The sequence below is a fragment of the Streptomyces sp. NPDC020958 genome (assembly GCF_055562175.1).
Genome location: NZ_JBVHFU010000010.1, coordinates 58,223 through 84,536 on the forward strand (window position 1 = coordinate 58,223; position 26,314 = coordinate 84,536).

Consider the following 26,314-nt stretch of genomic DNA (forward strand, 5'->3'; position numbering starts at 1 on the left):
CGCGGCGGCGGCCGGTGGCGGGTGCGGGGCGAGGCGGGTAACCGTGCGGTGACGTTCGTTCGCGGTCCGCGGTCGGCGGTCGTCCCGGTCCACCCGGAAGCCCGTCCCGGTCTTGGAATCGGCCACGTCGGCGCCGCCGCGAACGGCTGAGGCGCGGCACGTGCGAGAGGCCGGTCGGCGTCCCGTGCCGGGCCCCTGTGCTGCCGCCGAGCCGGTCACGACGGGGCGTGCGCGGCTTCTCCCCCCCTTCCTCACCTCTCCTTCTGACGATCTTCGCTCGACGGGACACCTCCGGCGCCACCGAGCCCGCTCGATCCCCCCGCACCGGGGTCACGCCTCGGCCAGGTGGACGCCCTCGGCCCGCCCAAGGTGTTGTCGGGGATTGGTCAACACGCTTCAATGCGGGGGAACTCGGGGCCGCGAGCGACGGCCCGCGGACGCGGCGTACCCAAGCGCGGCCGCCCCGGCACCGACGGGGTGGCCCCGGACCGCGCCAACGGCCTGACCAGCCGTTGAGAACCCCCCAAGAGAAAGGCCCCCTGCATGCGGCACGGCACACAGCACGCGGACGTCGCCATCGCGGAACTGGACTCGGTCCTGCGCGGCGGCCCCTTCCATGTGGCACTGCGCGCCGCGATCGCCGCCCGCGGGCTGCCCCTCCAGCGCGTGCAGCACCATCTGTCGCGTCACGGGGTCAAGGTGGGCGTCACCAGCCTGAGTTACTGGCAGCAGGGCGCCCGCCGCCCCCAGCGTCCGGAGTCGCTGCGGGCCGTCCGCGCGCTGGAGGAGATCCTGCAACTCCCGGACGAGTCCCTGATACGTCTCCTGGCCGAGACCGAGCAGGGTGCTGCCGTGCGCCGTCCCGCGGCCCGCTCCTACCGCTCGTTGATCGAGGCCTCCGACGTCATCGACCGGCTCCAGGCCGAGCTCGGCTGGTCCCTCGACGGCGGCCTGCACACCCTGGGGCACCACGAGCGGGTGCGGATCGGCGCCCGGCGTGAACTGGCCGGCCGCGAGTCGCAGCACATCGTGCGCGCCCACCGGGACGGCATCGACCGCTTCGTGGCCGTCCACCACGGCGACCCGGGCTGTGCCCCGCAGCACATGAGCGTGCACGCGCTGGAGAACTGCCGTACAGGGCGCGTCCGTTCGGACCAGGAGACCGGCCTGCTGGTGGCCGAGCTGCTCTTCGACACCCAGCTGCGCTCCGGCGACACCTTCCTCTTCCGTTACGCGGTCGAGGACGGCACGGCCGGTGTCTCCCGCGAGTACGTGCGCGGTTTCGGCTTTCCCGGCGGTCAGTACACCCTCCAGGTGCGCTTCGCCGCCGACGCGCTGCCGGCCCGGTGTCAACGGTTCGCCCAGCACTCGGCCGCGGCCCCGCGCAGCGGCCGGCAGAACCTGCCGCTGAGCGGGCTGCACCGCTCCGTCCACCTGGTCGAGCCCCGGGTACGGCCGGGTCTGCTCGGCATCGGCTGGGATTGGGACTGACCCGAGCGACTGGGAACGCCCCGCACGGCCGGGCTGACCCGGTCGGGCGGGCCGACCCGCGGAGACAGCCCGCGGTCTCAGGCGCCCGGGCCGGCCACGATCCGGCCGTTCGCCGCCTTGACCGGCAGTTCGCTCAGCGGCTCGGTGGCCGGCGACCGCACCACCTTCCCGGTCACGGCATCGAACTCGCTGCCGTGGCAGGGGCAGACCAGCGTCGTCCCCTGGAGCTCGTTGATCGGACACCCCGCGTGCGTGCAGATCGTGCTGTACGCCTTAAGGGTGCCGTCGCCGGACCGGCTCACGACGACGTTGTGCTCCCGGTAGAGCTTGGCACCGCCCTTGACGACCTCGCCCTCGGCCCCGAGGTCGACGGGCGCGGTCGGTGTCGCGTCCGCCGCGGCTCCCCCACCGGGCGCCGAGCAGGCCGCCAGCCCCAGTCCGGCGACCGGTACGGCCGCCGTCCCGCGCAGGACGGTACGACGGCTCGCGGAGGGACGGGCGGTCATGAGGTTCTCCCAGGGGTCGAGGGCGCGGTCTGCGCAGGCGTCTGGTGTACGTCACCGGGGGGACCGCGGCAGCGGGAGCGCCGTCACGGAACGGCCGCCCGGAATCGCGCAGGGCGACGATACCCGGGTCGGTCTGTCCCGCTTCGGGCGGGTCGGCGCTCGGGCGCAGCTCGCCCAAGCCGGACGTAAACGCTTGCGCAAGCGTTTACGCGATGACGTCGGATGGGGTAGCTTCCCGGCCGGAGGCCCGCGGCAGCCCCGGCGCGACATGGGGAGCCTTGCCCAGGCGGGGAAGCGGAGAAGGGGAACCCATGCCCACCATGGCCGACGTGGCGCGGAGTGCGGGTGTCTCCGTGGCGACCGTCTCCCATGTGCTGAACGAGACCCGTCCGGTGCTGCCGCACACCCGCCAGGCCGTCCTCGACGCCGTCGAGGAACTGGGCTACACCCCGAACACTCTCGCCCGCTCCCTGGTGACCTCCCGCACCCGCTCCATCGGGCTCGCGGTCTCGGCGATCAGCAACCCGTACTTCACCGAGATCCTCCAGGGTGTCGAGGCCGCCGCCCTGGAGCACGGCTACAGCCTGCTCATCGCCGACCCCCACGACGACCCCGAACACGAACGCAAGGTCGCCCAGCTCCTCCACGAACGCCGTGTCGACGGCATGATCGTCGCTCCTTCCGCCGCCCCGGGCGGACTTCTCGCCTACCTCGGCCGCCATGCCGTGCCGACCGTCCTGCTCGACCGGGTGATCGACTGCCGCGCGGACCCCGCCCCGCGCTTCGACCAGGTCTGCGCCGAGAACACCGGGCCGACCGCCCGGCTCGTCACCCATCTGGCCGCCCGGGGGCACCGACGGATCGGCCTGGTCGCGGGGCTGCCCGGGCTGAGCACCACCGACGAGCGGATCACCGGGTACCGGCGGGGGCTCGCCGCCGCCGGGCTGGCCCCGGACGAGGACCTGGTCGTCTCAGGCAACTCCGAGTCCACCGGTGCCGAGCGGGCCGTCGCCGTCCTGATGGCGCTCGCGGCGCCGCCCACCGCGCTCGTCACCGCCAACAACGCGATGACCATCGGCGCGCTGCGCGCCCTGCGGACCCACGGCCGCTCCGTGCCCGACGACATCGCCCTGTGCTGCTTCGACGACTTCGCCTGGGCCGATCTGTTCTCGCCCCGGCTCACCGCCGTCGCCCAGCCCAGCAGGGAGATCGGCGCCGAAGCGGTCCGGGTGCTCCTGGAGCGACTGGCCGCACCCGACCGGCCCGCCCGCACCGTACGGCTCCCCTGCACCTTCGCGCACCGGACCTCGTGCGGGTGTCCGGAGCAACCCGAGCATCCCGAGCCCTCCAGGGAAGGAACCCTCTCGTGATCGTCGTCGCCGGTGAAGCGTTGATCGATTTGGTACCGCAGGGCACGGGCGCCCTCGCCGCCCTGCGGCCGGCGCTCGGCGGCGGCCCGTACAACACGGCCGTGGCCCTCGGGCGCCTGGGCTCCCCGACCGCGTTCTGCTCCCGCGCCTCGAACGACACGTTCGGCGAGGCCCTGCTGGACGGGCTGCGGCGGGCGGAGGTGGACGTCTCCCTCGTGGCACGCGGTGCGGAGCCGACCACCCTGGCGGTCGCCACCGTCGACCCGCACGGCTCCGCCTCCTACTCCTTCTACGTCGACGGCACCGCCGACCGCCTGTTCACCGCCCCGGCCGCCCTCCCCGCAGCCACCCGTGCGGTCTCCTTCGGGACCCTCTCGCTCGTCCTGGAACCGGGCGCGAGCGCCTACGAGGAGCTGATGCGCGGCGCGGCCGGGCAGGGCCTGTTCATCGCCCTCGACCCGAACATCCGGACGGCTCTGATCCCCGATCCGGACGCCTACCGGGCGCGGTTCAAGAGCTGGCTGCCGTCGGTGACGCTTCTGAAGCTCTCGGAGGAGGACGCGCTGTGGCTGGGCGGCACCCCGCACGAGTGGCTGGCATCGGGGCCGTCGGCGGTCGTGGTCACCCATGGTGGTGACGGACTCAGCGCCTTCACCCGTGACGGCACCGTGTACTCCGTCCCGGGTGAGGAGGTCGCCGTCGTGGACACGATCGGCGCCGGTGACACCGTGAACGCGGCTTTGCTGCACGGTCTCGCGGCTCAGGACGCGCTGTCCGCCGAGGCGCTCCTGGAGCTGGACGCAGACGGCTGGACGACGCTGCTGCGCTTCGCGGCCCGGGCGGCCGCGATCACCTGTTCCCGGGCGGGCGCGGAGCCGCCGTACGCTGCCGAACTCGCGGCTCTCTGAGGGACGGTCGGCGTTTTCGGTCGCTGTCGTCGGCCTTGCCGGTTCGGCTTCGTTTCCGCTGTTGAGGAGTCAAGGTTCGTCCTGCCCGCGGAGATCGGGCGGCTGATGATGCAACGTGCGGCGCCCCGCGGGAAGTTCCCGCGGGGCGCCGCACATGTCTGGATTTGTCGAATCCGGTGACCCCGTGGAGGGTCACGCCTTGCGGGCCCGCGTCGTCTTCTTCGCGGGCGCCGCCTTCTTCGTGACCCCGGCCGTCTGCTTCGCCGCCTGCCTGCGCGGTGCCTTCACCGAGCTGGCGTCGCTGATGCGGTCGGCGCCGAGGATCTCGCGCAGGAACTTGCCGGTGTGGCTGGCCGGGACGCCGGCGACCTCCTCGGGAGTGCCCTCGGCGACGACGAGTCCGCCGCCGGCGCCGCCCTCCGGGCCCATGTCGACGACCCAGTCCGCGGTCTTGATCACGTCGAGGTTGTGCTCGATGACGATGACCGTGTTGCCCTTGTCGACGAGACCGGACAGGACCTTCAGCAGCTTGCTGATGTCCTCGAAGTGCAGACCGGTGGTCGGCTCGTCGAGGACGTAGACGGTCCGTCCTGTGGAGCGGCGCTGCAGCTCGCTGGCGAGCTTCACCCGCTGCGCCTCACCGCCGGACAGCGTGGTCGCGGACTGGCCCAGGCGGACGTAGCCGAGGCCGACGTCCTTGAGCGTGTTCAGGTGGCGGGCGATCGACGGGACGGCCTCGAAGAACTCCGTGGCCTCCTCGATCGGCATGTTCAGGACCTCGGCGATGGACTTGCCCTTGTAGTGGACCTCCAGGGTCTCCCGGTTGTACCGGGCGCCGTGGCAGACCTCGCAGGGGACGTAGACGTCCGGGAGGAAGTTCATCTCGATCTTGATGGTGCCGTCGCCCGCGCAGTTCTCGCAGCGGCCGCCCTTGACGTTGAAGGAGAAGCGGCCCGGCAGGTAGCCGCGGACCTTCGCCTCGGTGGTCTCGGCGAACAGCTTGCGGATGTGGTCGAAGACGCCGGTGTAGGTCGCCGGGTTCGACCGCGGGGTGCGGCCGATGGGCGACTGGTCGACGTGCACGACCTTGTCGACGAGGTCGTCGCCGTCCACGCGCGTGTGCCGGCCCGGGACGTTGCGCGCGCCGTTCAGCTCGCGGGCCAGGTGGGTGTAGAGGATGTCGTTGACCAGCGTCGACTTGCCGGAGCCGGACACGCCTGTGACGGCGGTGAAGACACCCAGCGGGAAGGACACGTCGATGTCCTGGAGGTTGTTCTCCCGGGCGCCGTGCACGGTGAGCCGGCGGGACGGGTCCTGCGGGCGGCGGATGTCGGGCAGCGGGATCGACTTCTTGCCCGACAGGTACTGGCCGGTCTGCGACTCGGCGTTGGCGAGCAGTTCCTTGAGGGATCCGCTGTGCACGACCTTGCCGCCGTGCTCGCCGGCGCCGGGACCGATGTCCACGACCCAGTCGGCAACCTTGATCGTGTCCTCGTCGTGCTCGACGACGATGAGCGTGTTGCCCATGTCGCGGAGCCGGACCAGGGTCTCGATCAGCCGGTGGTTGTCGCGCTGGTGCAGACCGATCGACGGCTCGTCCAGGACGTACAGGACGCCGACGAGGCCGGAGCCGATCTGGGTGGCCAGGCGGATGCGCTGGGCCTCACCGCCGGAGAGGGTGCCTGCCGCGCGGTTCAGCGAGAGGTAGTCGAGGCCGACGTCCACGAGGAAGCGCAGCCGCTCGTTGACCTCCTTGAGTACGCGCTCGGCGATCTTCTTGTCGCGCGCGTTGAGCTTGAGCTCACCCAGGAAGTCCGCGCAGTCGCTGATCGACATCGCTGAGACCTCGGCGATCGACTTCTCCATGATGGTGACGGCGAGGACGATCGGCTTCAGGCGGGTGCCCTGACAGGTCGGGCAGGGCACCTCGCGCATGTAGCCCTCGAAGCGCTCACGGCTGGCGTCGCTCTCGGCCTCGCTGTGCCGGCGCTTGACGAACGGCACGGCGCCCTCGAAGGGCGTGGTGTACACGCGCTCGCGGCCGTACCGGTTGCGGTAGCGGACCTCGATCTGGGTCTTGTGACCGTAGAGCAGGGCCTTCTTGGCACGCTGCGGCAGACCGGCGAAGGGGATGTCGGTGCGGAAGCCCAGCGCGTCCGCGAGGGCACCGATCAGGCGGCCGAAGTAGTCCTTGGTGTGACCGTGCGACCAGGGGTGGATGGCGCCCTCGTCGAGGGACTTGTCCTCGTCCGGGACGATCAGCTCCGGGTCGACCTCCATGCGCGTGCCGATGCCGGTGCACTCGGGGCAGGCACCGAAGGGCGAGTTGAAGGAGAAGGAGCGGGGCTCCAGCTCTTCGAAGGAGAGGTCGTCGTAGGGGCAGTACAGGTGCTCCGAGTACATGCGCTCGCGCTCCGGGTCGTCCTCGGGGAGGTCGACGAAGTCGAGCACGACCATGCCGCCGGACAGGCCGAGGGCGGTCTCCACGGAGTCGGTGAGACGGCGCTTGGCGGTGCCCTTCACCGTGAGGCGGTCGATGACCACCTCGATGGTGTGCTTCTCCTGCTTCTTCAGCGTCGGCGGGTCGGACAGCTGGACGGTCTCGCCGTCCACGCGCGCGCGGCTGTAGCCCTTGGTCTGGAGGTCGGCGAAGAGATCGACGAACTCGCCCTTGCGCTCGCGCACCAGCGGCGAGAGCACCTGGAAGCGGCTGCCCTCCGGCAGCTCCAGCACCTTGTCCACGATGGCCTGCGGCGACTGGCGCGAGATCGGGCGGCCGCACTCGGGACAGTGCGGCTTGCCGATGCGCGCGAAGAGCAGCCGGAGGTAGTCGTAGACCTCGGTGATGGTGCCGACCGTCGAGCGCGGGTTGCGCGAGGTCGACTTCTGGTCGATGGACACCGCCGGGGACAGGCCCTCGATGAAGTCCACGTCCGGCTTGTCCATCTGCCCGAGGAACTGGCGGGCGTACGAGGAGAGCGACTCCACGTAGCGACGCTGGCCCTCGGCGAAGATCGTGTCGAAGGCCAGGGAGGACTTGCCCGACCCGGACAGCCCCGTGAAGACGATGAGCGAGTCACGAGGCAGGTCGAGCGAGACGTTCTTCAGATTGTGCTCGCGCGCGCCACGGACGATGAGACGGTCGGCCACAGCCGGTCCGCACCTTTCTTGAGAGAAGTGACAGGGGCAGGGCCCCGTGCTTCTTCAGACTAGGGGGAGCCACTGACAACGCCGGACGGATTCCTGGATGCGTAAACAATCCCGGACCATCCAGCATGCCCGACGCCGTCAACGACGATATAGCACGCGCATTCGATTTACGGAGCCCGACGGAAACCTTCACCCGAAGGTGTGGCCGGACTACTGTCAGCCTCATGATTGATCACGCTCATGACCTGGCGGCTGTACAGAATGCGACGGACCGGCTCCTCAGCGCAGTCGCCGCCCTGGACAACGCGGCCGTCGCGCGACCGTCACGGCTGCCCGGCTGGACGGTCGGCCATGTCCTGTCCCATCTCGCCCGCAACGCGGACGCGCTCGTGAACGTCCTGGACGGCCGCCCCATGTACGCCTCCGCCGAGGCGCGGGACTCCGACATCGAGCGGGACGCGCCGCGCCCGCTCGATGTGCAGCTGGAGGACCTGCGCGCGAGCCACGCCGCGTTCCGGGCCCAGGCGGAGGTGCCCGCGGACTGGACGCGCACGGTGGAGCTGCGCAACGGCGTGACCGACACGGCGGGCCGGGTGCCGTTCCGGCGCTGGGCCGAGGTCGAGCTGCACCATGTCGACCTCGGGGCCGGGTACGAGCTGGAGGACCTGCCGGAGGAGTTCACCGAGCGGGAGATCGACTTCCTCGCCGACCGCTTCCTGGGGAGCCCCGATGTGCCGGCGACCCGGATCACGGACGGCACGCGCGCGTGGCGCACGGGGAGGCAGGCGCCGCAGACGGAGGTCACCGTCCAGGGCCGGCCCGCGGACCTGCTCGGCTGGCTCTGCGGACGCCGCGACGGAACCGCGCTGGAGCTGTCCGGCGGGGAGCTGCCGAAGCTGCCGCCGCTCTAGCGGGCGAACCGCCCCGCGGGGCCGTGCCCGCTATAGGCTGACCGCCATGACGTACAGCGGAGAGGTCTCGGTCGGCGGGCCGGCGGACGTGCACGAGCTCAAGGACCTGATGATCACCAAGATCGCGGTCGGGCCGATGAACAACAACGCCTATCTGCTGCGCTGCCGCGCCACCGACGAGCAGTTGCTGATCGACGCGGCCAACGATGCGGAGACGCTCCTGGGCACGATCGGTGACGACGGCATCGCGTCCGTCGTCACCACGCACCAGCACGGCGACCACTGGCAGGCGCTGGCCGAGGTCGTCGCCGCCACCGGCGCGCGCACGTACGCGGGCCGTGAGGACGCCACCGGCATCCCGGTCACCACCGACGTCCTCGTCGACGACGGCGACGTCATCCGGGTCGGCCAGGTCGAACTGACCGCCCGCCACCTCGTCGGCCACACCCCCGGCTCGATCGCCCTGGTCTACGACGACCCGCACGGCCATCCGCACGTCTTCACGGGCGACTGCCTCTTCCCCGGCGGGGTCGGCAACACGCGCAAGGACCCGGAGGCCTTCGCCAGCCTGATCCACGACGTCGAGACGAAGATCTTCGCGGTCCTGCCGGACGAGACCTGGGTGTATCCGGGACACGGCAACGACACCACGCTGGGTGCGGAGCGCCCGCACCTGCCGGAGTGGCACGCACGCGGGTGGTGAGTACGAGGCGCGCATCACCAATCGCGCGCCCCGTGTGAACAGTTCGCACGCGCCGGAGCCCAGCGCACGCTCCCGGCGCGTGTGGTTGCGCGGTCAACTGGTGGCAGCCCCGCACAGGATGACGGCTCCTGCGCGGTACGGGCCGCCGGTCATCATTCCCCGCCCTCGGCCGGCGGCCCCGGCGCGTCCGCCCGCCTCGTGAGCGGTCGCGTTCACAGAACCGCAACACCCGTTCCCAGCATGCGGACAAATACCCGCTTGACCTGGACAAACGCGGTGTTCGCTGTCACTCTCCCGCCATGCACCCTGCCCCGAGCGCGCCGCGTCGCGCTGCCGCCGCCGCCACCATAGCCCTGCTCGCCACCGCTGTCGGCTGTGCTCCGCAGCCGGACGACAAGGCGTCCGGCGCGTCCTCCTCGTCGACCGGAACCACCTGCGCCAAGGGCAAGTTGGCCACCCGGACCACCGGCAAACTGACGATCGCGACGGACGAACCCGCGTACGAGCCGTGGTTCAAGGACGACAAGCCGGCCAACGGCGAGGGCTACGAGTCGGCGGTCGCGTACGCCGTGGCGAAGCAGCTGGGGTACGGCAGGAGCGCGGTCGTCTGGCAGAGCGTGCCGTTCAACAAGGCGTTCGCCCCCGGGGTGAAGACGTTCGACTTCGACATCAACCAGGTCTCCATCAGCGCCGAGCGCAAGAAGGCCGTGGACTTCTCCTCCGGCTACTACGACGTGCGCCAGGCGGTCATCGCGCTCAAGGGCACCAAGGCCGCGAAGGCCAGGAGCGTCGCCGACCTCAAGGGTCTCAAGCTGGGCGCCCAGGTGGGCACGACGAGCCTCGACTACATCAGTGACGTGGTGAAGCCCTCCCAGCAGGCGGCCGCCTACTCCAAGAACGACCAGGCCATCTCGGCGCTCAAGAACGGCCAGGTGGACGCGATCGTGACCGACCTGCCGACCGCCTTCTACGTGACCGCGGCCCAGGTGACGAACGCCAAGATCGTCGGCCAGTTCGAGAACCAGGGCGGTACGCCCGAGCAGTTCGGCCTCGTCCTGGACAAGGGCAGCGCCCTCACCTCCTGCGTGACCTCGGCCGTGGACGCCCTGCGCGAGGACGGCACGCTGGCGAAGCTGGAGAAGCAGTGGCTGTCCGACGCCGTCGACGCTCCGGTGCTCAAGTGACGGTCACGAAGGCCGAGACCGGGGAGGACTCCGGCGAGGACGGAATGCGCGACGCCTACGTCCCCTCGCAGCGGCGCCTGGACCGCGAGCGCCACAAGCGCGTCAGGGCGCGTCGCGCGACCGCGATCGCCGCGCTGTCCACCCTGGTCACGGCCGTGGTTCTGTACTTGATCGTGGTCAGCGCGCCGGGCTGGGAGCGCACCAAGGAGACCTTCTTCGACGGGCGGTACGCACGCGAGGCTCTGCCCAAGGTGCTCGACGGCCTGTGGCTCAACATCCGGCTGCTGCTGATCTGCGGCGTGCTGGTGCTCGTCCTGGGCATGCTGATCGCCATCGCGCGCACGCTGCCGGGACCCGTGTTCTTCCCGTTGCGGGCGCTTGCGGCGGCGTACACGGACTTCTTCCGCGGTCTGCCGCTGATCATCAATCTGATGATCGTGGTGTTCGGGGTGCCCGCGCTGCGGCTCCAGGGCGTGACCGTCGATCCCGTGCTGCTGGGCGGTACGGCGCTGACGTTGACGTACTCCGCTTACGTCGCCGAGGTGTTCCGCGCGGGCATCGAGTCCGTGCACCCCTCGCAGCGCGCGGCGGCCCGCTCGCTGGGGCTGACCAACCGGCAGGCACTGCGCCACGTGGTGCTGCCCCAGGCGGTGCGCCGCCAGGTGCCGCCCCTGCTCAACGACCTGGTGTCGTTGCAGAAGGACACCGGGCTCGTGTCGATCGGCGGCGCGATCGACGCCGTACGGGCGTCCGACATCATCGCCCAGCGCAGCCTCAACTACACGCCGTACATCGTCGCGGGACTGGTGTTCGTGGCGCTGACCATCCCCATGACGCGCTTCACGGACTGGGTGACGGCCAGGACGGACCGGCAGCGGGCCCAGGGAGGATCCATATGAGTGAGGCGCCTGTCCTGCGCATGGAGTCCGTCCGCAAGACGTTCGGGGACTCGGTCGTCCTGCGGGACGTGGACCTGGAGGTCGCCCCGCACACCGTGACCGCGCTGATCGGCGCCTCCGGCTCCGGCAAGTCGACGCTGCTGCGCTGCGCCAACCTCCTCGAGGAGATCGACGACGGCGCGATCTGGCTGGACGACCAGGAGATCACCGATCCGCGTACCGACCAGGACGCGGTCCGGCGCCGTATCGGCGTGGTCTTCCAGGCGTACAACCTCTTCCCGCACATGACCGTGCTGGACAACATCACCCTGGCCCCCCGCCGGGTGCACGGTGTCCCCCGCGCCGAGGCCGAGGAACGGGCCAGGGAGCTGCTGGAGCGCCTCGGGCTGGGCGGGAAGGCGGATGCCTACCCCGACCGGCTGAGCGGCGGTCAGCAGCAGCGGGTGGCCATCGTGCGCGCCCTGGCGGTGCGGCCGCGGCTGCTCCTGCTCGACGAGATCACCGCCGCCCTCGACCCGGAGCTGGTCGGCGAGGTGCTCACCGTGGTCCGTGATCTGAAGGACGAGGGCATGACCATGGTGCTGGCGACGCACGAGATGGGCTTCGCCCGGGACGTCGCCGACCAGGTCTGCTTCCTCGACGGCGGTGTCGTCCTCGAACGTGGCACGGCCGACCAGGTGTTCGGCGACCCGCGGCAGGAGCGCACCCGGCGCTTCCTGCGGCGGATCGTGGAGGCCGGGCGCCTCTGAGGCAGCGGTCAGGTCTCGACGGTGGCGGCGCCGACCAGCGCCGCCACCCGCTCCACTCCGAACACGTAGCCCTGGACACCGCATCCGGCGATCACACCGTCCGCGCGCAGCGAGACGTACGAGTGGTGGCGGAACGACTCGCGCTTGTGGATGTTGGAGATGTGGACCTCCAGGACGGGCAGCCCGTCGCAGGTGTGGAGGGCGTCCAGGATCGCGACCGAGGTGTGCGAGTAGGCGCCCGGGTTGATGACGATCCCGCAGTGGCCGAGGCGCGCCTCATGGATCCAGTCGACCAGTTCGCCCTCGTGGTTGGACTGCCTGAAGTCGACGGTGCCGCCGTGTGCGGCCGCCGCCCTGACGCACAGGGCCTCGACGTCGGCGAGCGTGTCGGAACCGTAGATCTCCGGCTGGCGTCTGCCGAGCAGGTTCAGGTTGGGCCCGTTGAGGATCATGATCGGGGCGTCGGTCAGGGTGCGGGGCACTGTTCCTCCGGGTACGTCTGACGGGTGAACGGCCCTGGTGGGACCGCGGCTCAGACCGGTTTATCACGGTGCGCCGGAGCGCCCGCGAAGGACGCCGTGCGCCCCCGTAACCCGCGATCACCGTGGGTAGTTGACCCGGCATGCATGATGTACGCACCGTGACTCCTCCCTCGATGCTGCGGCTGGCCGCGGCCTCGCTCGTCGGGACCGCGATCGAGTTCTACGACTTCTTCGTCTACGGGACGGCCGCGGCCCTCGTCCTGGGGCCGCTGTTCTTCCCGACGTTCTCGACGGTCGCGGGGACGCTGGCGGCGTTCGGGACGTTCGGGGTGGGCTTCGTCGCCCGGCCGCTGGGCTCGGCGCTGTTCGGGCACATCGGGGACCGGCGGGGCCGGCGGCCCGTTCTGGTCCTGTCCCTGCTGCTGACCGGCGTCTCGACGGTCGCGGTCGGGTGCGTGCCCTCGTACGGCACGATCGGAGTCGGCGCTCCCGTCCTGTTGCTGGCGCTGCGGTTCCTGCAGGGTCTGGGGCTCGGTGGGGAGTGGGGCGGGGCGGTGCTGCTGACCGCGGAGCACGCGCCTGCCGGACGGCGCGCCCTGTGGTCGAGCCTTCCGCAGATCGGGCCGGCCGTCGGCTTTCTGCTCGCCAACGGCGTGATGCTGGCCCTGTCGGCGACCCTCTCGGACCCGCAGTTCGCGCAGTGGGGGTGGCGGGTGCCGTTCTGGGCGGCGGGAGCGCTGGCGCTGAGCGGTCTGTGGGTGCGCTCGTCGCTCCCGGAGAGCCCGCGCTTCCTGGAGCTCGACGAACACGCGCGCGTGCCGCTCGCCGAGGTCGTACGGCACCACTGGCGGCTGGTGCTGCTGACGGCGGGCGCGCTCGCGGTCGGGTACGCGGTGTTCTACGCGGTGACGACCTGGTCGCTGGCGTACGGGACGGAGCGGCTCGGGGTGAGCCGTACCGTCATGCTGGTCTGCATCATGGCCGCCGTGGTGGTGAAGGGCTCGCTCACACCAGTGATGGCCCTGCTCGGCGACCGTTACGGGCGGCGCCCGCTGTGCCTGGTGGGGTGTACGGTCTCGGCGCTGTGGTCGTTCCCGATGGTCGCGTTGCTGGCGACCGGGCAGCCCCTGTTGATGTTCATCGGGTTCACGGGGGCTCTGGTCGCCTTCGTCACGATGTTCTCCGTGGTCGCCGCCTATCTGCCGGAGCTGTACGAGCCGCGGGTGCGCTGCACCGGCGCCGCGGTGGGCTACAACCTGGGCGGGGTCGTCGGGGGCGCGCTCACGCCGATCGTGGCGACGGCGCTGGCGCAGCACGACGGGCGGGTGCCGTGGGGTGTGGGCGCGTATCTGGCGGGGGTCGCGCTGCTGAGTCTGGGCTGCTTCGCCCTGTTGCCCGAGACGGGCCCGGCGCCGGTGGCGGCGGTCGAGCCGGTCACCGGCCGCGCGCGGTCTATGGGTTGATCGCCAGTTCCAGGTAGACGGCGAACAGCACCAGATGGACACCGCCCTGCAGCGGTGTGGCCCGGCCCGGCACCACCGTCAGGGAGCTGACCACCACGGTCAGCGCGAGCAGCAGCATGTGGGTGGCGCCGAGGCCGAGGACGAGGGGTCCGGAGAGCCAGATGGAGGCGAGGGCCACCGCGGGTATGGTCAGGCCGATGCTGGCCATGGCGGAGCCGAGCGCCAGGTTGAGGCTGGTCTGCACGCGGTCGCGGCGGGCTGAGCGCAGGGCCGCGATGGTCTCGGGCAGCAGCACCAGCAGGGCGATGATCACGCCGACGACGGCCTGGTGCAGACCGGCGGCCTGGACACCGGCCTCGATCGTCGGGGACACCCCCTTGGCGAGTCCGACGACACCGATCAGGGCCAGGCCGAGCAGTCCGAGGCTGATCCAGGCCGTGTGCGCGGAGGGGGCCGCGGCGTGGTCGTCGACCGCCATCACCTCGCCCTGCCGGGTGATCGGCAGGAAGTAGTCGCGGTGCCGTACGGTCTGCGTCGCGACGAACAGGCCGTACAGGATCAGTGAGGTCAGGGCGGCGAAGGTGAGCTGTACGCCCGAGAACTCCGGGCCCGGCTTGGTGGTGGTGAACGTCGGCAGCACCAGGCTGAGCGTGGCGAGGGTGGCCACGGTCGCGAGGGCGGCTCCGGTGCCCTCCGGATTGAAGACCGCCGTACCGTGCCGCAGCGAGGCGACGAGGAGGCAGAGGCCGACGATGCCGTTGCAGGTGATCATGACGGCGGCGAAGACGGTGTCCCGGGCCAGGGTCGCACTCTTGTCGCCGCCGTCGGCCATCAGGGTGACGATCAGGGCTACTTCGATGATCGTGACGGCGACGGCGAGGACGAGGGAGCCGAAGGGTTCGCCGACCCGGTGGGCCACGACCTCGGCGTGGTGGACCGCCGCCAGGACCGATCCGGCGAGGACCAGCGTCACCAGCGCCACGACCCAGCCGGGCAGATCACGTCCCCAGGTGAGGGCGAGGAGGACGACCGCGAGCACCGGCACGAGGAACGTCCACTGAGTGGTGAGCGACCTGAGCCGAATGATCATGCAGCGATGGTGGCAGAGGCGTACATCGTTCGCATTTCCTGTCCTTTCGGGGGCCGGGGGCCCACCGTCGGCGCGGCGCGGCCCCCGGGTCGTACGGTGCGGTCGGTCGTGTCAGGAGTGTCAGGCGTGTATGGCGTGTCAGGCGTCGACGCTGTCCTTCGGAGCGCCCTCGCCCGTGGTCTGCGCCGGCTCGGCGGCCGCCTGCTTCGCGGAAGCCCTGAGGCTGGTGATCGTGGTGACGATCAGGACCGCGCAGATGACGCCGAGGGAGACCGGGATGCTGATCTCCGGAACGTGGACGCCGGACTCGTGCAGGGCGTGCAGTACCAGCTTCACGCCGATGAAGCCGAGGATGATCGACAGGCCGTACGAGAGGTGGACGAGCTTCTTCAGCAGTCCGCCGATGAGGAAGTACAGCTGTCGCAGACCCATCAGTGCGAAGGCATTGGCCGTGAAGACGATGTACGGGTCCTGCGTCAGGCCGAAGATCGCGGGGATGGAGTCCAGCGCGAACAGGACGTCGGTCGTGCCGATCGCGAGCATCACGACCAGCATCGGGGTCATGACCCGCTTGCCGTTCTGCTGGATCCACAGCTTGGTGCCGTGGTAGCGGTCGGCCACACCGAACTTGCGCTCGACGGCCTTGAGCAGCTTGTTCTCCTCGAACTCCGCTTCCTCCTCGTCGGCGCGGGCCTCCTGGATCAGCTTCCAGGCGGTCCAGATCAGGAAAGCACCGAAGAGGTAGAAGACCCACGAGAAGCTGGCGAGGATCGCGGCGCCCGCGGCGATGAAGATCGCGCGCAGCACCAGGGCTATGAGGACGCCGACGAGCAGCACCCGCTGCTGGTACCGCGAGGGCACGGCGAACTTCGCCATGATCAGGACGAAGACGAAGAGGTTGTCGACGCTGAGCGACTTCTCGGTGATGAAGCCGGCGAAGAACTCTCCTGCGGGCCGGCCACCGGAGAACAGCAGCAGACCGAGGCCGAAGAGTCCGGCCAGGGCGATCCAGACGACGGTCCAGATCCCGGCTTCCCTGATGGACACGTCGTGCGGTTTACGGCCGATGAAGAAGTCGACCGCGATCAGGGCGGCCAACCCCAGGACGGTGAGGACCCACAGGGTCACGGACACATCCACTGCGCCTCCGGTTCGTGAACGGGCAAAGTGCCAGCGTCATCGCTGCCGGAGGTCTCTTCCACCCGAGACGGGCCGACGCCCCGGGATCCGGTCGGATCCGTATTGACGGGTACGCCGCAGCAGACAGGGAGTACTCCCCTCCGTGGGGAAAACAGTACCCCAATCACCAAGGAAAGGTAAAGCGATTGGCAAAAGAAAGACCAAATACCCAGGTCAGGGGAGTTTACATGCGCTTGGTGCGGGCCGTCGCGACCTGGGTGAGCACCTGCTGGAGCACCTGGCTGCCGGCCGGTACGAGGCAGGGTTCGTACGTCCAGGCATGCCCCACCCAGGGATCGGCCAGGTGGTCGTCCGGTGCCGGGGTGAGTCGCATCAGTGAACGCCAGAGCGGGTCGAGCAACGGGCCGTGGGCGGTGGCGTCCTCCCGGTCGGCGACCAGCAGGAGGTGGACCCCGGCGTCCGGGCCCTCGTCCGCGAGGTAGCGCAGCTGGTTGACGGCACGGTCGTCGAAGCCGTGCGGGAAGTCGTGGACGATCAGCAGCTGGCGCGACGTGTCCAGACCGGGCGGCAGGGCGTCGGGCACCCCACCGCGCACCGCCATCTGCACCAGGTCGACACGCTCGGTGAGCCGCCCCAGCGTGTCCGCCACACCGGCGGCGCCTCTCGCGGGCGGTGCCGTCAGCGCGCCGGTCCCGGTCAGCGGCGCGAGCGCGGACGCGCCGGAACCGGCCGGATCGATCACTTGCACTGCGAACTCACCCGCCGGATGAACGGCGAGCAGCCGGGCCGCGAGCGCCACCGCCGTCTGTACGGCCAGGTGTCGCAGCTCACCGGTGTCGGCCGCGGATCCGTCGTGGGAGCCGCTGTCGATCCACAGCCCCCGCTCCAGCGGCAGCCTGACCAGCAACGGGATGCGCAGCGCGGGACTCTCCGGGAGGTGGAGGTCGCCCAGCCGGACGGCCATGGGCGGCTGGAGCGGCACCCGATAGCCGTGCCAGACGGGGTTGTCCCAGCGGGCGTACGCGGGAGGCAGTGCGGGCTCGACGACCTCGGACTCGGCGGTGAGCTGGGCGACGTCCCGGTCGAGGACCGCCCGCGCCTGGCCGACCAGCTCCTCCTGACGGGCCCGGGCGGCCTCGCGAGCGGCGTCGCCCACGGAGCCCAGGCGGCTGCGCGGATCGGAAAGGGCCTGGTCCAACTCCCTCTCCAGGCGCGACTCGGCGAAGTCGACGGCGCTGCGGTAGGCGGCGGTGGCTCGTGCCAGGTCCTCGAACATGCCCCAGACCTGGTTGTAGAGCCGCTCCTCCAGGGACCAGCCCACCGCGTCACCGGCGACGGGCGGCGCGGAGCCGTCCGCCGGGACCGGAGCTTCCGGTGCCGCGGGCCGGGGAGCCCGGCGGCGCCCGGGGTGCGTGTAGTCGATGGCGCCACCGGCGCTCGAAGTGGCGGCCTCTGCGGCACCAGACGCTTGGGAGTCGTACGAAGACCCGCCCGCGCCGTCGGGCAGGTCGGGCCCGGCGACGGAGGCGGCACCCGGCAGGTCGGGACCGGTGACGGAGGCGGCCGTGTGGCGGGAGCGGCCGGCGTCCGCCGAAGGCACCGGGACCGAGCGGGTCATGCCCTGAGCCACCGCTTCCTCGATCCCGCGGGCGAGTTCGGCGGCCTGAGGCACCCCCTGGTCGGTGAGGAGCGCGGTGAGACCGTCCGCGTAGCCCTGGCCCACCGCCCGGACCTTCCAGGCGCCCTGCCGCCGGTAGACCTCGAGAACCACGACGGCGGACTCGACGTCCAGGCCCACAAGGGTGTACGCGGCGATCTCGGTGCCGTCGAGGCCGGTGACCGAGGCACGGGGAGCGGGGACGGCACCGAAGCGGGGCGGACCGCCGGGTGTCGCGGGCAGGGCGATCAGGACGCCGAGCCGGTGCACGGCCTCAGGCAGGGCGTCGAGGTCGACGGCGATCCGGTGCCCGGCGGCCGCCTGCCGGGAGACCTCCAGCCCTGGCAGGCGGGGCGCGCCCGGATGGGCCACCCGGTCGGCGCCCTGTACCCGGCCGCTCTCGTCGGCGAGGGTGGCCCCGGCGACCACGGGCACGTCGGCCGAGATCCGGATCTCGATCCGGTTCCGTGAGAGCGGATGGTTCTGCCCGCGCACCAACTCGGCCGCCATGTCCCGTGTCCCCCTGTGTGTCGTGTCGCCGTGCGCCCCGGGCCGCTCCTAGAGGACCGGCAGGATCGTGGGCACCAGGTCCTGGAAGGTGCGGCCCCTGGCCGGGACGCCGAGAGCGGTCATGGTCCAGCCCGAGCCGGACCGGTGCACCTTCGCCATGATCTGGGCGGTGTACTCGCCGCCGCCGTCGAGCGTGTAACGGGCGAGTTCCTGTCCGTTGGTCTCGTCGACGAGCCGGCAGAAGGCGTTCTGCACCTCTTGGAAGGTCTGGCCGGTGAACGAGTTGACGGTGAAGACGATCTGGTCGACGTGGACCGGGACGCGAGCCAGGTCGACGAGGATCGCCTCGTCGTCGCCGCCCTGGCCGGCACCGCCGACGAGATTGTCACCCGTGTGGCGGACGGAGCCGTCGTCGCTCACCAGATGACGGAAGAACACCACGTCGACAGGCTGCTTGTCGGCGAACAGCACCGCCGAGGCGTCCAGGTCGATCTCCCGGGTACGCGATCCGAACAGTCCGCGGCGGGGTGCCGCCTTCCAGCCAAGGCCCATGCGGACCGCGCTCAGGGAGCCCCCGTCCTTCTTCTCCAGGCTGATGGCCTGACCCTTGGTCATGTTGACGGTCACGGCTGCGTTCCCCTCGTCGGATGTCCCCGGTCACCGCGGCGTGCGCGGCTGTCCAAAACCCTATGCAGCGCTACTGACAGTGCCGAACCCCGGCCCGCGGTTTGTGTCGGTGTTGCAACACTTCGCGCCCTTGCCGGGGTCCGGTGGCGACTGCGGGATCAGGCCAGGCCCGCCTCCTTCATCTGGCGCAGTTCCTTCTTCATCTCGGACACCTCGTCGCGCAGCCGGGCCGCGATCTCGAACTGCAGATCGGCCGCGGCGGCACGCATCCGCTCGGTCATCTGCTCGATCTGCTCGGCGAGTTCCGCCGCGGGACGGTCGGTGGGCACCGTCTCCCTGGCCTTGCCCTTGGCCGCCTTGCCCGCCTTCGCGCCCTTGGCCGCCTTGTCACCCAGGGCCGGGACGGGCGCCTTGGCTCCCTTGCCGTCCTTCAGCTTGCGGTAGCCCGAGCCCAGCAGCTGTTCGGTGTCGACCTCTTCACGGGCGATCTGCGCCACGATGTCGTTGATCTTCTTGCGCAGCGGCTGCGGATCGATGCCGTTGGCCTTGTTGTACGCGACCTGCTTCTCCCGGCGCCGGTTGGTCTCGTCGATGGCCTTCTCCATCGCCGGGGTGATCTTGTCGGCGTACATGTGGACCTCGCCGGAGACATTGCGCGCCGCACGGCCGATGGTCTGGATCAGCGAGGTGCCGGAGCGCAGGAAGCCCTCCTTGTCGGCGTCGAGGATCGCCACCAGGGACACCTCGGGCAGGTCGAGTCCCTCACGGAGGAGGTTGATGCCGACCAGCACGTCGAACTCGCCGGACCGCAGCTCGCGCAGCAGCTCGACGCGGCGCAGGGTGTCGACGTCGCTGTGCAGGTAGCGCACCTGGATGCCGAGCTCCAGGAAGTAGTCGGTGAGGTCCTCGGCCATCTTCTTGGTGAGCGTGGTGACCAGGACGCGCTCGTCCTTCTCGGTGCGCTTGCGGATCTCGTGCACCAGGTCGTCGATCTGGCCCTCGGTGGGCTTGACGACGACCTCGGGGTCGACGAGGCCCGTGGGGCGGATGATCTGCTCGACAACGCCGTCCCCGCGGGAGAGCTCGTACGGGCCGGGGGTCGCCGACAGATACACGGCCTGCCCGATCCGCTCCTGGAACTCCTCCCACTTCAGGGGCCGGTTGTCCAGGGCTGAGGGCAGCCGGAAACCGTGCTCCACGAGGGTCCGCTTGCGGGAGGCGTCACCCTCGTACATCGCGCCGATCTGGGGAACGGTGACATGCGACTCGTCGATGACGAGCAGGAAGTCGTCCGGGAAGTAGTCGAGCAGGGTGTTGGGTGGGGAGCCGGGCGCACGGCCGTCGAAGTGCATCGAGTAGTTCTCCACGCCGGAGCAGGTGCCGATCTGGCGGAGCATCTCGATGTCGTACGTGGTACGCATCCGCAGCCGCTGGGCCTCCAGCAGCTTGCCCTGCTTCTCCAGCTCGGCCAGGCGCTCCCCCAGTTCCTTCTCGATGTCGTTGACGGCCCGCTCCATGCGCTCGGGGCCCGCGACGTAGTGGGAGGCCGGGAAGACGTACAGCTGCCGGTCGTCGCTGATGATCTCGCCGGTGACCGGGTGGAGGGTGGACAGCGCCTCGATCTCGTCGCCGAACATCTCGATGCGCACGGCGAGCTCCTCGTACACCGGGAAGATCTCGATGGTGTCGCCGCGTACGCGGAACGTGCCACGGCTGAACGCCATGTCGTTGCGCGTGTACTGGATGTCGACGAACCGGCGCAGCAGGTCGTCCCGGTCGATCTCGTCGCCGACCCGCAGCGGGACCATCCGGTCGACGTACTCCTGCGGGGTGCCGAGGCCGTAGATGCACGAGACCGAGGCGACCACGACGACGTCACGGCGGGTGAGCAGCGAGTTGGTGGCCGAGTGGCGCAGCCGCTCGACCTCCTCGTTGATCGAGGAGTCCTTCTCGATGTAGGTGTCGGACTGGGGGACGTACGCCTCGGGCTGGTAGTAGTCGTAGTACGAGACGAAGTACTCGACCGCGTTGTTCGGGAGGAGCTCTCGGAACTCGTTGGCCAGCTGCGCGGCCAGCGTCTTGTTCGGCGCCATCACCAGGGTGGGGCGCTGGAGCTTCTCGATCATCCACGCGGTGGTGGCCGACTTGCCGGTGCCGGTCGCGCCGAGGAGGACGACGTCCTTCTCGCCGGAGCCTACGCGCCTGGCCAGCTCGGCGATGGCCGCCGGCTGGTCGCCGCTGGGCTGGTACGGGCTGACGACCTCGATGGGCGCCACCGTGCGTTCGATGTGGGAAACGGGCCGCATGGGTTCCACCGTACGACCCCGCACTGACAACCGGTTCTGATCAGCGGTTCTGGGGAGCGCGCACGCCGTGTTCCCGGTGGCTGGGCCCGCGGCTGGCGCGGAGGGACCGGCTGCGGCCCGGGTGGTGGGTGACCTCGGCCGCCGGGACGCCCGGCTTGTGCTCGACGCGACGCCGATCGGGCCTGCCCGTGACCAGCAACGGGTCGAAGATCACGACGACGGCGGCGAGGCAGAGGAAGGCCAGCGGGCCGATCAGCATGGGCGCGAGCAGGGAGGCCGGGGAGTCGCCGGGGGACGCCACGCCGGCGCTGTGGAGATGGACGGAGAGGGCGGCCATGCCGGTGTAGTGCATGCCGCTGACGGCGAGCCCCATGACCAGGCTCGCGCCGACGCTCCACAGGAAACCGCGGATCTGCCCGGCCGCCCACAGGGCCGAGGTGGCGGCCACCACCCCTATCAGGACCGACGCGGCCACGGTGACGGTGTCGTACTGCAGGGTGCCGTTCAGGCGCAGGCCGGCCATGCCGAGGTAGTGCATCGAGGCGATGCCCAGTCCGGTGATCGTGCCGCCGGTGAAGAGCGCGGCGCCGGTGGCACCCCGGTAGCCGACTATGAAGATCCCGATGCCCACCATGACGATGGCCAGGCCGAGGCTCGCATAGGTGAGCGGTTTGTCGTAGTGGATCGGCGTCTCCTTGACGCTGAACCCCATCATGGCGACGAAGTGCATGGTCCAGATGCCGGAGCCGATCGCCGCGGAGCCGAGCGCGAGCCAGGCGGGCCGCCATGTGTGGGCCACCAGCATCGCCCGGGTCGTGCAGCGCAGCCCCAGGGCGCCGCCGAGGCAGGCCATCAGATAGGCCACCAGCGGGGTGACGACCCCATAGCTGAATCCGTCGACCGTGCCCTGCATGTGCAGCTGCCCTTCACCCTTTGCGTCCCGGAATATGTGCAATGCGCCCCCGTCCCAGGACCGCCCGAGCGGTCAGGGTTGACGCAGAGAGTATGACCCGGCCCGGAAAGGTCGAACGATTTTCCGGCAAAGAAACACGGCCTTGCCTCACTTGTGCGGCACCGGTGAGCGGGCGTGGCCGACTCCGTTCGATCTGTGGTCGTCCCGTACCCGCCCGCCGTTGACTCACTGCTGTCAGTCTTGTGCTGTCCGTGTTCGTCCGACGTGAGGTGTACGCATGCACGCGCGCGCAGTTGCCGCCACGACCACCGCGCTCCTGGGGACGGCCGCCCTGCTGAGCCCCGTGCCCGCCGCCAGGGCCGGCGACGCGGGCCAGCTGACGGTGCTGGCCCACCGGGGCGCCAGCGCCTACGCACCCGAGAACACCCTGGCCGCCGTCGACAAGGCGGCCGCCCTGGGCTTCACCTGGGTCGAGAACGACGTCCAGCGCACCAGGGACGGCCGGCTCGTCGTCATCCACGACGACAGTCTCCGGCGCACCACGAACGTGGAACAGGTCTTCCCCGGCCGGGCCCCCTGGAAGGTGAAGGACTTCACCACCGCCGAGATCGCCCGGCTGGACGCGGGCAGCTGGTTCTCCCGTGCGTACACGGGCACGCGCGTGCCGACGCTGGCGCAGTACATGCGCGAGGTCGAGCACCACCACGAGAAGCTCCTCCTGGAGATCAAGAACCCCGAGCTGTACCCGGGCGTCGAGCGGCAGATCCTCGAGCAGCTGGGCGACGAGGGGTGGCTGGACCGCCGCCATCGCGGCCGGCTCGTGGTGCAGAGTTTCAGCGCGGACAGCCTGCGGCTCGTGCACCGGCTGCGGCCTGCCGTGACCACCGGTTATCTCGGCACGCCGTCCGCGGCGACGCTGCCGCGGTACGCGGGCTTCGCCGATCTGATCAACCCGTCGGTGGGGTCGATCTCCGCCGGTTACGTGCGCAGCGTGCACTCCGTCGACGGACCGCACGGCCGGCCGCTGCGTGTCCTCACCTGGACCGTGGACGACGCGGTCACGGCGTGGAAGGCCGTCGGGTACGGCGTCGACGGGGTCATCAGCAACAAGCCCGACGTGGTGCGGGCCGCGCTGCGTGCGAGCTGACCCGGGCCGGACGAGCGGGCGTTGTCAGTGCCGGGCCGTACGGTGGGGCGCATGGACAGCGAAGGGCAGTTCGAGCAGCGGGCGGTGTGGGCCGTCGTGGACACCGGCATCGGTCCGCTGCTGCTGGCGGCGACCCGCGAGGGCCTGGTCAACGTGGTGTTCCATGCCACGGACGCGGTGCGCGAGCAAACTCTCGAGCGGCTGACGGCCCGGCTGGGCACCGTGCCGGTCGAGGAGCCCGGGGCGCCGGTGCTGGCCGAGGCGATACGCCAGCTGCGGGCGTACTTCGCGGGCGACCGACGGGACTTCGACCTGCCGCTGGACTGGTCGCTGATCTCCGGCTTCAACCGCCAGGTGCTGCGCGAGCTGGCCGCGGGTGTCCCGTACGGCACGGTGGTCGGATACGGCGATCTGGCCCGCCGGGTCGGGCAGCCCGGCGGGGCGCAGGCGGTGGGTGCGGCGATGGGGGCCAATCCGCTGCCGGTGGTGGTGCCGTGCCATCGGGTGGTGGAGAGCGACGGCGGCATCGGCGGGTTCGGGGGTGGCCTGGAGACCAAGCGGAAGCTGCTCGCCCTGGAAGGTGTGCTGCCGGAACCCTTGTTCTGAGGCGCTCCTGCGGGGGCGGTCAGGCGTAGTGGCGTGCCTCGACGACGTTGCCGTCCGGGTCGCGGAAGTAGAAGTTCCGCGGGGCCTTCCCGCGGGCGCCGTAGGAGTCGTGTCCGATGCCGGTCATGGGGACGGCGTGCTGGGCCAGGCGGGTGCGCAGGGCGTCGAAGGCGTCGGACGGCAGGGCCAGACAGATGTGGTTCACGGGGTGGCCCGTGCTGTCGGCGGCGGAGCCGGGGAGCGCGGGCATGCGGTCGGCGAGGGAGAGCGGTGCGAGGTCGATGATGCTCCCCTCGTCCACCCGCAGGGAGGGGAAGGGCACCTCGCCCGCGGCGAACTCGGCGACCCTCAGCGGCTGCAGGCCCACCGTCCGCTCGTAGAAGGCGGCCGCGGCGACCGGGTCGGCGACCCACAGGACCACATGGTCCAGACGTACCGGGTGATTCGTCATGCGCTCCAGGCTGGTGGCGTCCCGCACGCGCCGCAAGCGTTTAGCGGGGTGTGCCGCCCGCCAGGGATTGAGGGAAGACCGACGGACAGGAGGCGGGCGCGTGGTGCTGGTGGTGTCGGAAGAGGTCCGGGAGGCGCTCGACGCGGGCCGGGCGGTGGTGGCTCTGGAGTCGACGATCATCGCGCACGGGCTGCCGCGCCCGCGCAACCTCCAGGTGGCGCTGGAGCTGGAGGACGAGGTACGGCGGGCGGGTGCGGTGCCCGCGACCATCGCGGTGCTCGACGGGCGGCCCCGTGTCGGTCTGGCCAAGGACCAGTTGGAACGCGTGGCGAGCGGGGACGGGATCCGCAAGCTGGGCCACCGTGACCTGCCGTTCGCCCTGGCGGCGGAGGCGAGCGGGGCGACCACCGTGTCGGCGACGGCGCAGCTGGCGGCGCTGGCCGGCATCCGGGTGTTCGCCACGGGAGGGCTCGGCGGGGTGCACCGGGAGTGGACGGTGACCCAGGACGAGTCGGCCGACCTGGGGCTGCTGGCCCGCACCCGGATCACGGTGGTGTGCGCCGGTGTGAAGTCGATCCTGGACGTGCCGGCGACTCTCCAGCGCCTGGAGACCCTGGGTGTGGCGGTGGCCGGGTACGGTACCGACCGCTTCCCCGGCTTCTACCTGTCCGACTCCGGGCACACGGTCGACTGGACCCTCCGGACCCCGGAGCAGGTGGCGGACGTCATGCGGGCCCAGGACGCGCTCGCCGCGGCTGACACGGCCCTGATCGTCGCCAATCCCGTGCCGGAGGCGGACCAGCTCGATCCGGACCTGCACGCGCGCGTGCTCGCCGACGCCCTGCACGCGTGCGAGGCGGAGGGGATCACCGGGCAGGCGGTCACCCCGTTCCTGCTCGGCTACCTGGTCCGGCACACCGACGGGGCGTCCCTGGAGGCCAACCTGGCGGCCGTGCGCGGCAACGTCAGACTGGCGGCCGGGATCGCCTCGGCGTGGGCCAGGGGGTGACGACGCGGCGGGAGACGCCGCCGAGCACGGATGCGGAAGCGAACCTGCGGCTCACCCGGGGCGTCGCCGAGACAGCGGGCCGGGCGGCGGTCGGGGGCGCGGCGCCGTGCGCGCAGGGGGCGCCGGGCGGGGGCGGGGGCGGCGCGCTGCTCGTCGTCGGGGACGTGGTCACCGATGTCGTCGCGCGGCACCGGGGGCCGCTGGCGGCGGGCACCGACACGGCCGCCGTGATCCGGACGCTGCCCGGCGGGGCGGGCGCCAACGTCGCCTGCTGGGCCGCTCACGCGGGCTGTGCGGACGTACGGCTGCTGGGGCGGGTCGGCGCGGACGCGGCCGGCTGGCACGAGCGGGAACTGGTCGCCTCGGGGGTGCGGCCCCGGCTGGTGGTGGATCCGGAGGCCGCGACGGGGACGGTCGTCTGCCTGGTGGACGGCGGTGCCTCGGCGGAGCGCACCTTCCTCACGGACAGCGGAGCGTCCCTGCGGCTGGAACCGGCCGACTGGTCGGACGTGCTGCTCGACGGGGTCGTTCGGCTGCATCTCTCCGGCTACCTGCTGTTCTCGGCGCCGAGCCGGGCCCTGGTGGGAGTGGCCCTGGCGGCGGCACGCGCGCGTGGTGTGCCGGTGAGCCTGGATCCGGCGTCGGCCGGGTTCCTCGTGGCGCTGGGCGTGGACCGCTTCGCGGCGCTCGTCGAGGGCGTGGACGTCCTGTTGCCGAGCCGGGACGAGGCCTGTCTGCTGACGGGGCTGCCGGATCCGGCGGACGCGGCGGCCGAGTTGAGCCGCCGGGTGCCGCTGGTGGTGGCCAAGGCGGGGGCTCAGGGCGCGCTGGTGGCCCGGGCCGGCCGTGTGGTGGCGCGGATCCCGGCCGTACCGGCGACGCCCCGGGACACCACGGGAGCCGGGGACGCCTTCACCGGGGCGTTCCTCGCCGCGCTGGTCGCCGGCACCGATGCCGAGGAGGCCGCGGCGTGGGGCTGCCGGGCGGGCGCGCGGGCGGTGGGACACGTGGGGGCGAGACCGCCGGCCCACGGCTGACACGG

23 protein-coding genes are annotated in these 26,314 nt (G+C 71.2%); 13 read left to right on the forward strand and 10 right to left on the reverse strand.

Annotation, left to right across the window (positions count from 1 at the left end; all coding sequences use genetic code 11):
• Nucleotides 1-543: 543 nt before the first annotated feature.
• Nucleotides 544-1,491 carry a hypothetical protein gene (locus tag ACZ3KP_RS26250; protein ID WP_467502104.1) on the forward strand — a complete coding sequence of 316 codons (948 nt, stop codon included), beginning with the start codon at nucleotides 544-546 and terminating at the stop codon, nucleotides 1,489-1,491.
• Between the two features lie 77 nt (nucleotides 1,492-1,568).
• On the opposite strand, the gene ACZ3KP_RS26255 is transcribed toward ACZ3KP_RS26250, so the two are convergent.
• The gene (locus tag ACZ3KP_RS26255) at nucleotides 1,569-1,997 is read right to left on the reverse strand and encodes a Rieske (2Fe-2S) protein (protein WP_358975994.1); all 429 of its coding nucleotides are present in this window, start codon (nucleotides 1,995-1,997) and stop codon (nucleotides 1,569-1,571) included.
• A gap of 311 nt (nucleotides 1,998-2,308) precedes the next feature.
• Here ACZ3KP_RS26255 and ACZ3KP_RS26260 point away from each other — a divergent pair, with 311 nt between their 5' ends.
• Both ACZ3KP_RS26260 and ACZ3KP_RS26265 read left to right on the forward strand, forming a co-directional pair.
• Complete coding sequence (locus ACZ3KP_RS26260) at nucleotides 2,309-3,367, forward strand: LacI family DNA-binding transcriptional regulator (protein WP_467502107.1); 1,059 nt, start codon at nucleotides 2,309-2,311, stop codon at nucleotides 3,365-3,367.
• Nucleotides 3,364-4,275 (forward strand): carbohydrate kinase family protein, encoded by a 912-nt coding sequence (locus ACZ3KP_RS26265; protein WP_467502109.1) that lies wholly within the window; start codon nucleotides 3,364-3,366, stop codon nucleotides 4,273-4,275. Before ACZ3KP_RS26260 ends, ACZ3KP_RS26265 begins: the two co-directional genes overlap by 4 nt.
• Nucleotides 4,276-4,467: 192 nt before the next feature.
• Here the strand turns inward: ACZ3KP_RS26265 and uvrA are convergent, their stop codons facing one another.
• A complete protein-coding gene (gene uvrA, locus ACZ3KP_RS26270; RefSeq protein ID WP_467502111.1) occupies nucleotides 4,468-7,425 on the reverse strand; it encodes an excinuclease ABC subunit UvrA in 2,958 nt (985 codons plus the stop codon).
• A gap of 224 nt (nucleotides 7,426-7,649) precedes the next feature.
• On the opposite strand from uvrA, the gene ACZ3KP_RS26275 reads away from it, so the two are divergent.
• From ACZ3KP_RS26275 to ACZ3KP_RS26295, 5 genes are all read left to right on the forward strand, one after another.
• Nucleotides 7,650-8,336: a maleylpyruvate isomerase family mycothiol-dependent enzyme gene (locus tag ACZ3KP_RS26275; protein WP_467502113.1), complete on the forward strand. Its 687-nt coding sequence runs from the start codon at nucleotides 7,650-7,652 to the stop codon at nucleotides 8,334-8,336.
• A gap of 46 nt (nucleotides 8,337-8,382) precedes the next feature.
• Nucleotides 8,383-9,039 (forward strand): MBL fold metallo-hydrolase, encoded by a 657-nt coding sequence (locus tag ACZ3KP_RS26280; RefSeq protein WP_467502114.1) that lies wholly within the window; start codon nucleotides 8,383-8,385, stop codon nucleotides 9,037-9,039.
• Between the two features lie 299 nt (nucleotides 9,040-9,338).
• Nucleotides 9,339-10,223: an ABC transporter substrate-binding protein gene (locus ACZ3KP_RS26285; RefSeq protein WP_467502116.1), complete on the forward strand. Its 885-nt coding sequence runs from the start codon at nucleotides 9,339-9,341 to the stop codon at nucleotides 10,221-10,223.
• Nucleotides 10,220-11,122, forward strand: a complete 903-nt coding sequence (locus ACZ3KP_RS26290) for an amino acid ABC transporter permease (RefSeq protein WP_358975380.1) — start codon at nucleotides 10,220-10,222, stop codon at nucleotides 11,120-11,122. Before ACZ3KP_RS26285 ends, ACZ3KP_RS26290 begins: the two co-directional genes overlap by 4 nt.
• A complete protein-coding gene (locus tag ACZ3KP_RS26295) occupies nucleotides 11,119-11,871 on the forward strand; it encodes an amino acid ABC transporter ATP-binding protein (protein WP_358975383.1) in 753 nt (250 codons plus the stop codon). The genes ACZ3KP_RS26290 and ACZ3KP_RS26295 overlap by 4 nt, the downstream gene beginning before the upstream one ends.
• Before the next feature lie 8 nt (nucleotides 11,872-11,879).
• On the opposite strand, the gene aroQ is transcribed toward ACZ3KP_RS26295, so the two are convergent.
• Entirely contained in the window at nucleotides 11,880-12,353 is a 474-nt protein-coding gene (gene aroQ / locus ACZ3KP_RS26300) for a type II 3-dehydroquinate dehydratase (RefSeq protein WP_467502120.1), read from the reverse strand.
• A 173-nt stretch (nucleotides 12,354-12,526) separates the two neighbouring features.
• Here aroQ and ACZ3KP_RS26305 point away from each other — a divergent pair, with 173 nt between their 5' ends.
• Entirely contained in the window at nucleotides 12,527-13,816 is a 1,290-nt protein-coding gene (locus ACZ3KP_RS26305; protein ID WP_467502415.1) for an MFS transporter, read from the forward strand.
• Here ACZ3KP_RS26305 and ACZ3KP_RS26310 read toward each other — a convergent pair.
• The 6 genes from ACZ3KP_RS26310 to ACZ3KP_RS26335 all read right to left on the reverse strand — a co-directional run bounded on the left by ACZ3KP_RS26310 (nucleotide 13,806) and on the right by ACZ3KP_RS26335 (nucleotide 22,059).
• A complete protein-coding gene (locus tag ACZ3KP_RS26310) occupies nucleotides 13,806-14,906 on the reverse strand; it encodes a calcium:cation antiporter (protein ID WP_467502122.1) in 1,101 nt (366 codons plus the stop codon). The two genes, ACZ3KP_RS26305 and ACZ3KP_RS26310, sit on opposite strands and share 11 nt — an antisense overlap.
• A gap of 138 nt (nucleotides 14,907-15,044) precedes the next feature.
• Nucleotides 15,045-16,046 (reverse strand): TerC/Alx family metal homeostasis membrane protein, encoded by a 1,002-nt coding sequence (locus ACZ3KP_RS26315; protein ID WP_358975391.1) that lies wholly within the window; start codon nucleotides 16,044-16,046, stop codon nucleotides 15,045-15,047.
• A 223-nt stretch (nucleotides 16,047-16,269) separates the two neighbouring features.
• Complete coding sequence (locus ACZ3KP_RS26320; RefSeq protein ID WP_467502125.1) at nucleotides 16,270-18,213, reverse strand: TerD family protein; 1,944 nt, start codon at nucleotides 18,211-18,213, stop codon at nucleotides 16,270-16,272.
• Between the two features lie 48 nt (nucleotides 18,214-18,261).
• On the reverse strand, nucleotides 18,262-18,840 hold the full coding sequence (locus ACZ3KP_RS26325; RefSeq protein WP_132886137.1) for a TerD family protein: 579 nt from the start codon (nucleotides 18,838-18,840) through the stop codon (nucleotides 18,262-18,264).
• A gap of 158 nt (nucleotides 18,841-18,998) precedes the next feature.
• Nucleotides 18,999-21,146 (reverse strand): excinuclease ABC subunit UvrB, encoded by a 2,148-nt coding sequence (gene uvrB, locus ACZ3KP_RS26330; protein WP_467502129.1) that lies wholly within the window; start codon nucleotides 21,144-21,146, stop codon nucleotides 18,999-19,001.
• 40 nt (nucleotides 21,147-21,186) lie between these two features.
• Complete coding sequence (locus ACZ3KP_RS26335) at nucleotides 21,187-22,059, reverse strand: MHYT domain-containing protein (RefSeq protein ID WP_467502131.1); 873 nt, start codon at nucleotides 22,057-22,059, stop codon at nucleotides 21,187-21,189.
• Between the two features lie 277 nt (nucleotides 22,060-22,336).
• On the opposite strand from ACZ3KP_RS26335, the gene ACZ3KP_RS26340 reads away from it, so the two are divergent.
• Nucleotides 22,337-23,206 (forward strand): glycerophosphodiester phosphodiesterase, encoded by an 870-nt coding sequence (locus ACZ3KP_RS26340; RefSeq protein WP_467502133.1) that lies wholly within the window; start codon nucleotides 22,337-22,339, stop codon nucleotides 23,204-23,206.
• Nucleotides 23,207-23,257: 51 nt separating this feature from the next.
• Entirely contained in the window at nucleotides 23,258-23,812 is a 555-nt protein-coding gene (locus ACZ3KP_RS26345; protein WP_467502135.1) for a methylated-DNA--[protein]-cysteine S-methyltransferase, read from the forward strand.
• 19 nt (nucleotides 23,813-23,831) lie between these two features.
• Here ACZ3KP_RS26345 and ACZ3KP_RS26350 read toward each other — a convergent pair whose 3' ends face one another.
• Nucleotides 23,832-24,263, reverse strand: coding sequence for a VOC family protein (locus ACZ3KP_RS26350; protein WP_467502138.1), 432 nt, complete (start codon nucleotides 24,261-24,263; stop codon nucleotides 23,832-23,834).
• 100 nt (nucleotides 24,264-24,363) lie between these two features.
• Between ACZ3KP_RS26350 and ACZ3KP_RS26355 the strand changes: the two genes are divergently transcribed.
• Nucleotides 24,364-25,272: a pseudouridine-5'-phosphate glycosidase gene (locus ACZ3KP_RS26355; RefSeq protein ID WP_467502140.1), complete on the forward strand. Its 909-nt coding sequence runs from the start codon at nucleotides 24,364-24,366 to the stop codon at nucleotides 25,270-25,272.
• Nucleotides 25,273-25,418: 146 nt separating this feature from the next.
• Complete coding sequence (locus ACZ3KP_RS26360; RefSeq protein ID WP_467502417.1) at nucleotides 25,419-26,309, forward strand: carbohydrate kinase family protein; 891 nt, start codon at nucleotides 25,419-25,421, stop codon at nucleotides 26,307-26,309.
• Nucleotides 26,310-26,314: the final 5 nt, after the last annotated feature.

Bases quoted from the DNA above. Each gene is read 5' to 3' on its own strand.
- ACZ3KP_RS26335 (WP_467502131.1), bottom strand. From the start codon at position 22,059: ATGCAGGGCACGGTCGACGGATTCAGCTATGGGGTCGTCACCCCGCTG.
- ACZ3KP_RS26280 (WP_467502114.1), top strand. From the start codon at position 8,383: ATGACGTACAGCGGAGAGGTCTCGGTCGGCGGGCCGGCGGACGTGCAC.
- ACZ3KP_RS26305 (WP_467502415.1), top strand. From the start codon at position 12,527: ATGCTGCGGCTGGCCGCGGCCTCGCTCGTCGGGACCGCGATCGAGTTC.
- ACZ3KP_RS26320 (WP_467502125.1), bottom strand. From the start codon at position 18,213: ATGGCGGCCGAGTTGGTGCGCGGGCAGAACCATCCGCTCTCACGGAAC.
- ACZ3KP_RS26295 (WP_358975383.1), top strand. From the start codon at position 11,119: ATGAGTGAGGCGCCTGTCCTGCGCATGGAGTCCGTCCGCAAGACGTTC.
- ACZ3KP_RS26260 (WP_467502107.1), top strand. From the start codon at position 2,309: ATGCCCACCATGGCCGACGTGGCGCGGAGTGCGGGTGTCTCCGTGGCG.
- ACZ3KP_RS26285 (WP_467502116.1), top strand. From the start codon at position 9,339: ATGCACCCTGCCCCGAGCGCGCCGCGTCGCGCTGCCGCCGCCGCCACC.
- ACZ3KP_RS26340 (WP_467502133.1), top strand. From the start codon at position 22,337: ATGCACGCGCGCGCAGTTGCCGCCACGACCACCGCGCTCCTGGGGACG.
- ACZ3KP_RS26310 (WP_467502122.1), bottom strand. From the start codon at position 14,906: ATGATCATTCGGCTCAGGTCGCTCACCACTCAGTGGACGTTCCTCGTG.
- ACZ3KP_RS26275 (WP_467502113.1), top strand. From the start codon at position 7,650: ATGATTGATCACGCTCATGACCTGGCGGCTGTACAGAATGCGACGGAC.
- ACZ3KP_RS26255 (WP_358975994.1), bottom strand. From the start codon at position 1,997: ATGACCGCCCGTCCCTCCGCGAGCCGTCGTACCGTCCTGCGCGGGACG.
- uvrB (WP_467502129.1), bottom strand. From the start codon at position 21,146: ATGCGGCCCGTTTCCCACATCGAACGCACGGTGGCGCCCATCGAGGTC.
- ACZ3KP_RS26250 (WP_467502104.1), top strand. From the start codon at position 544: ATGCGGCACGGCACACAGCACGCGGACGTCGCCATCGCGGAACTGGAC.
- ACZ3KP_RS26345 (WP_467502135.1), top strand. From the start codon at position 23,258: ATGGACAGCGAAGGGCAGTTCGAGCAGCGGGCGGTGTGGGCCGTCGTG.
- ACZ3KP_RS26350 (WP_467502138.1), bottom strand. From the start codon at position 24,263: ATGACGAATCACCCGGTACGTCTGGACCATGTGGTCCTGTGGGTCGCC.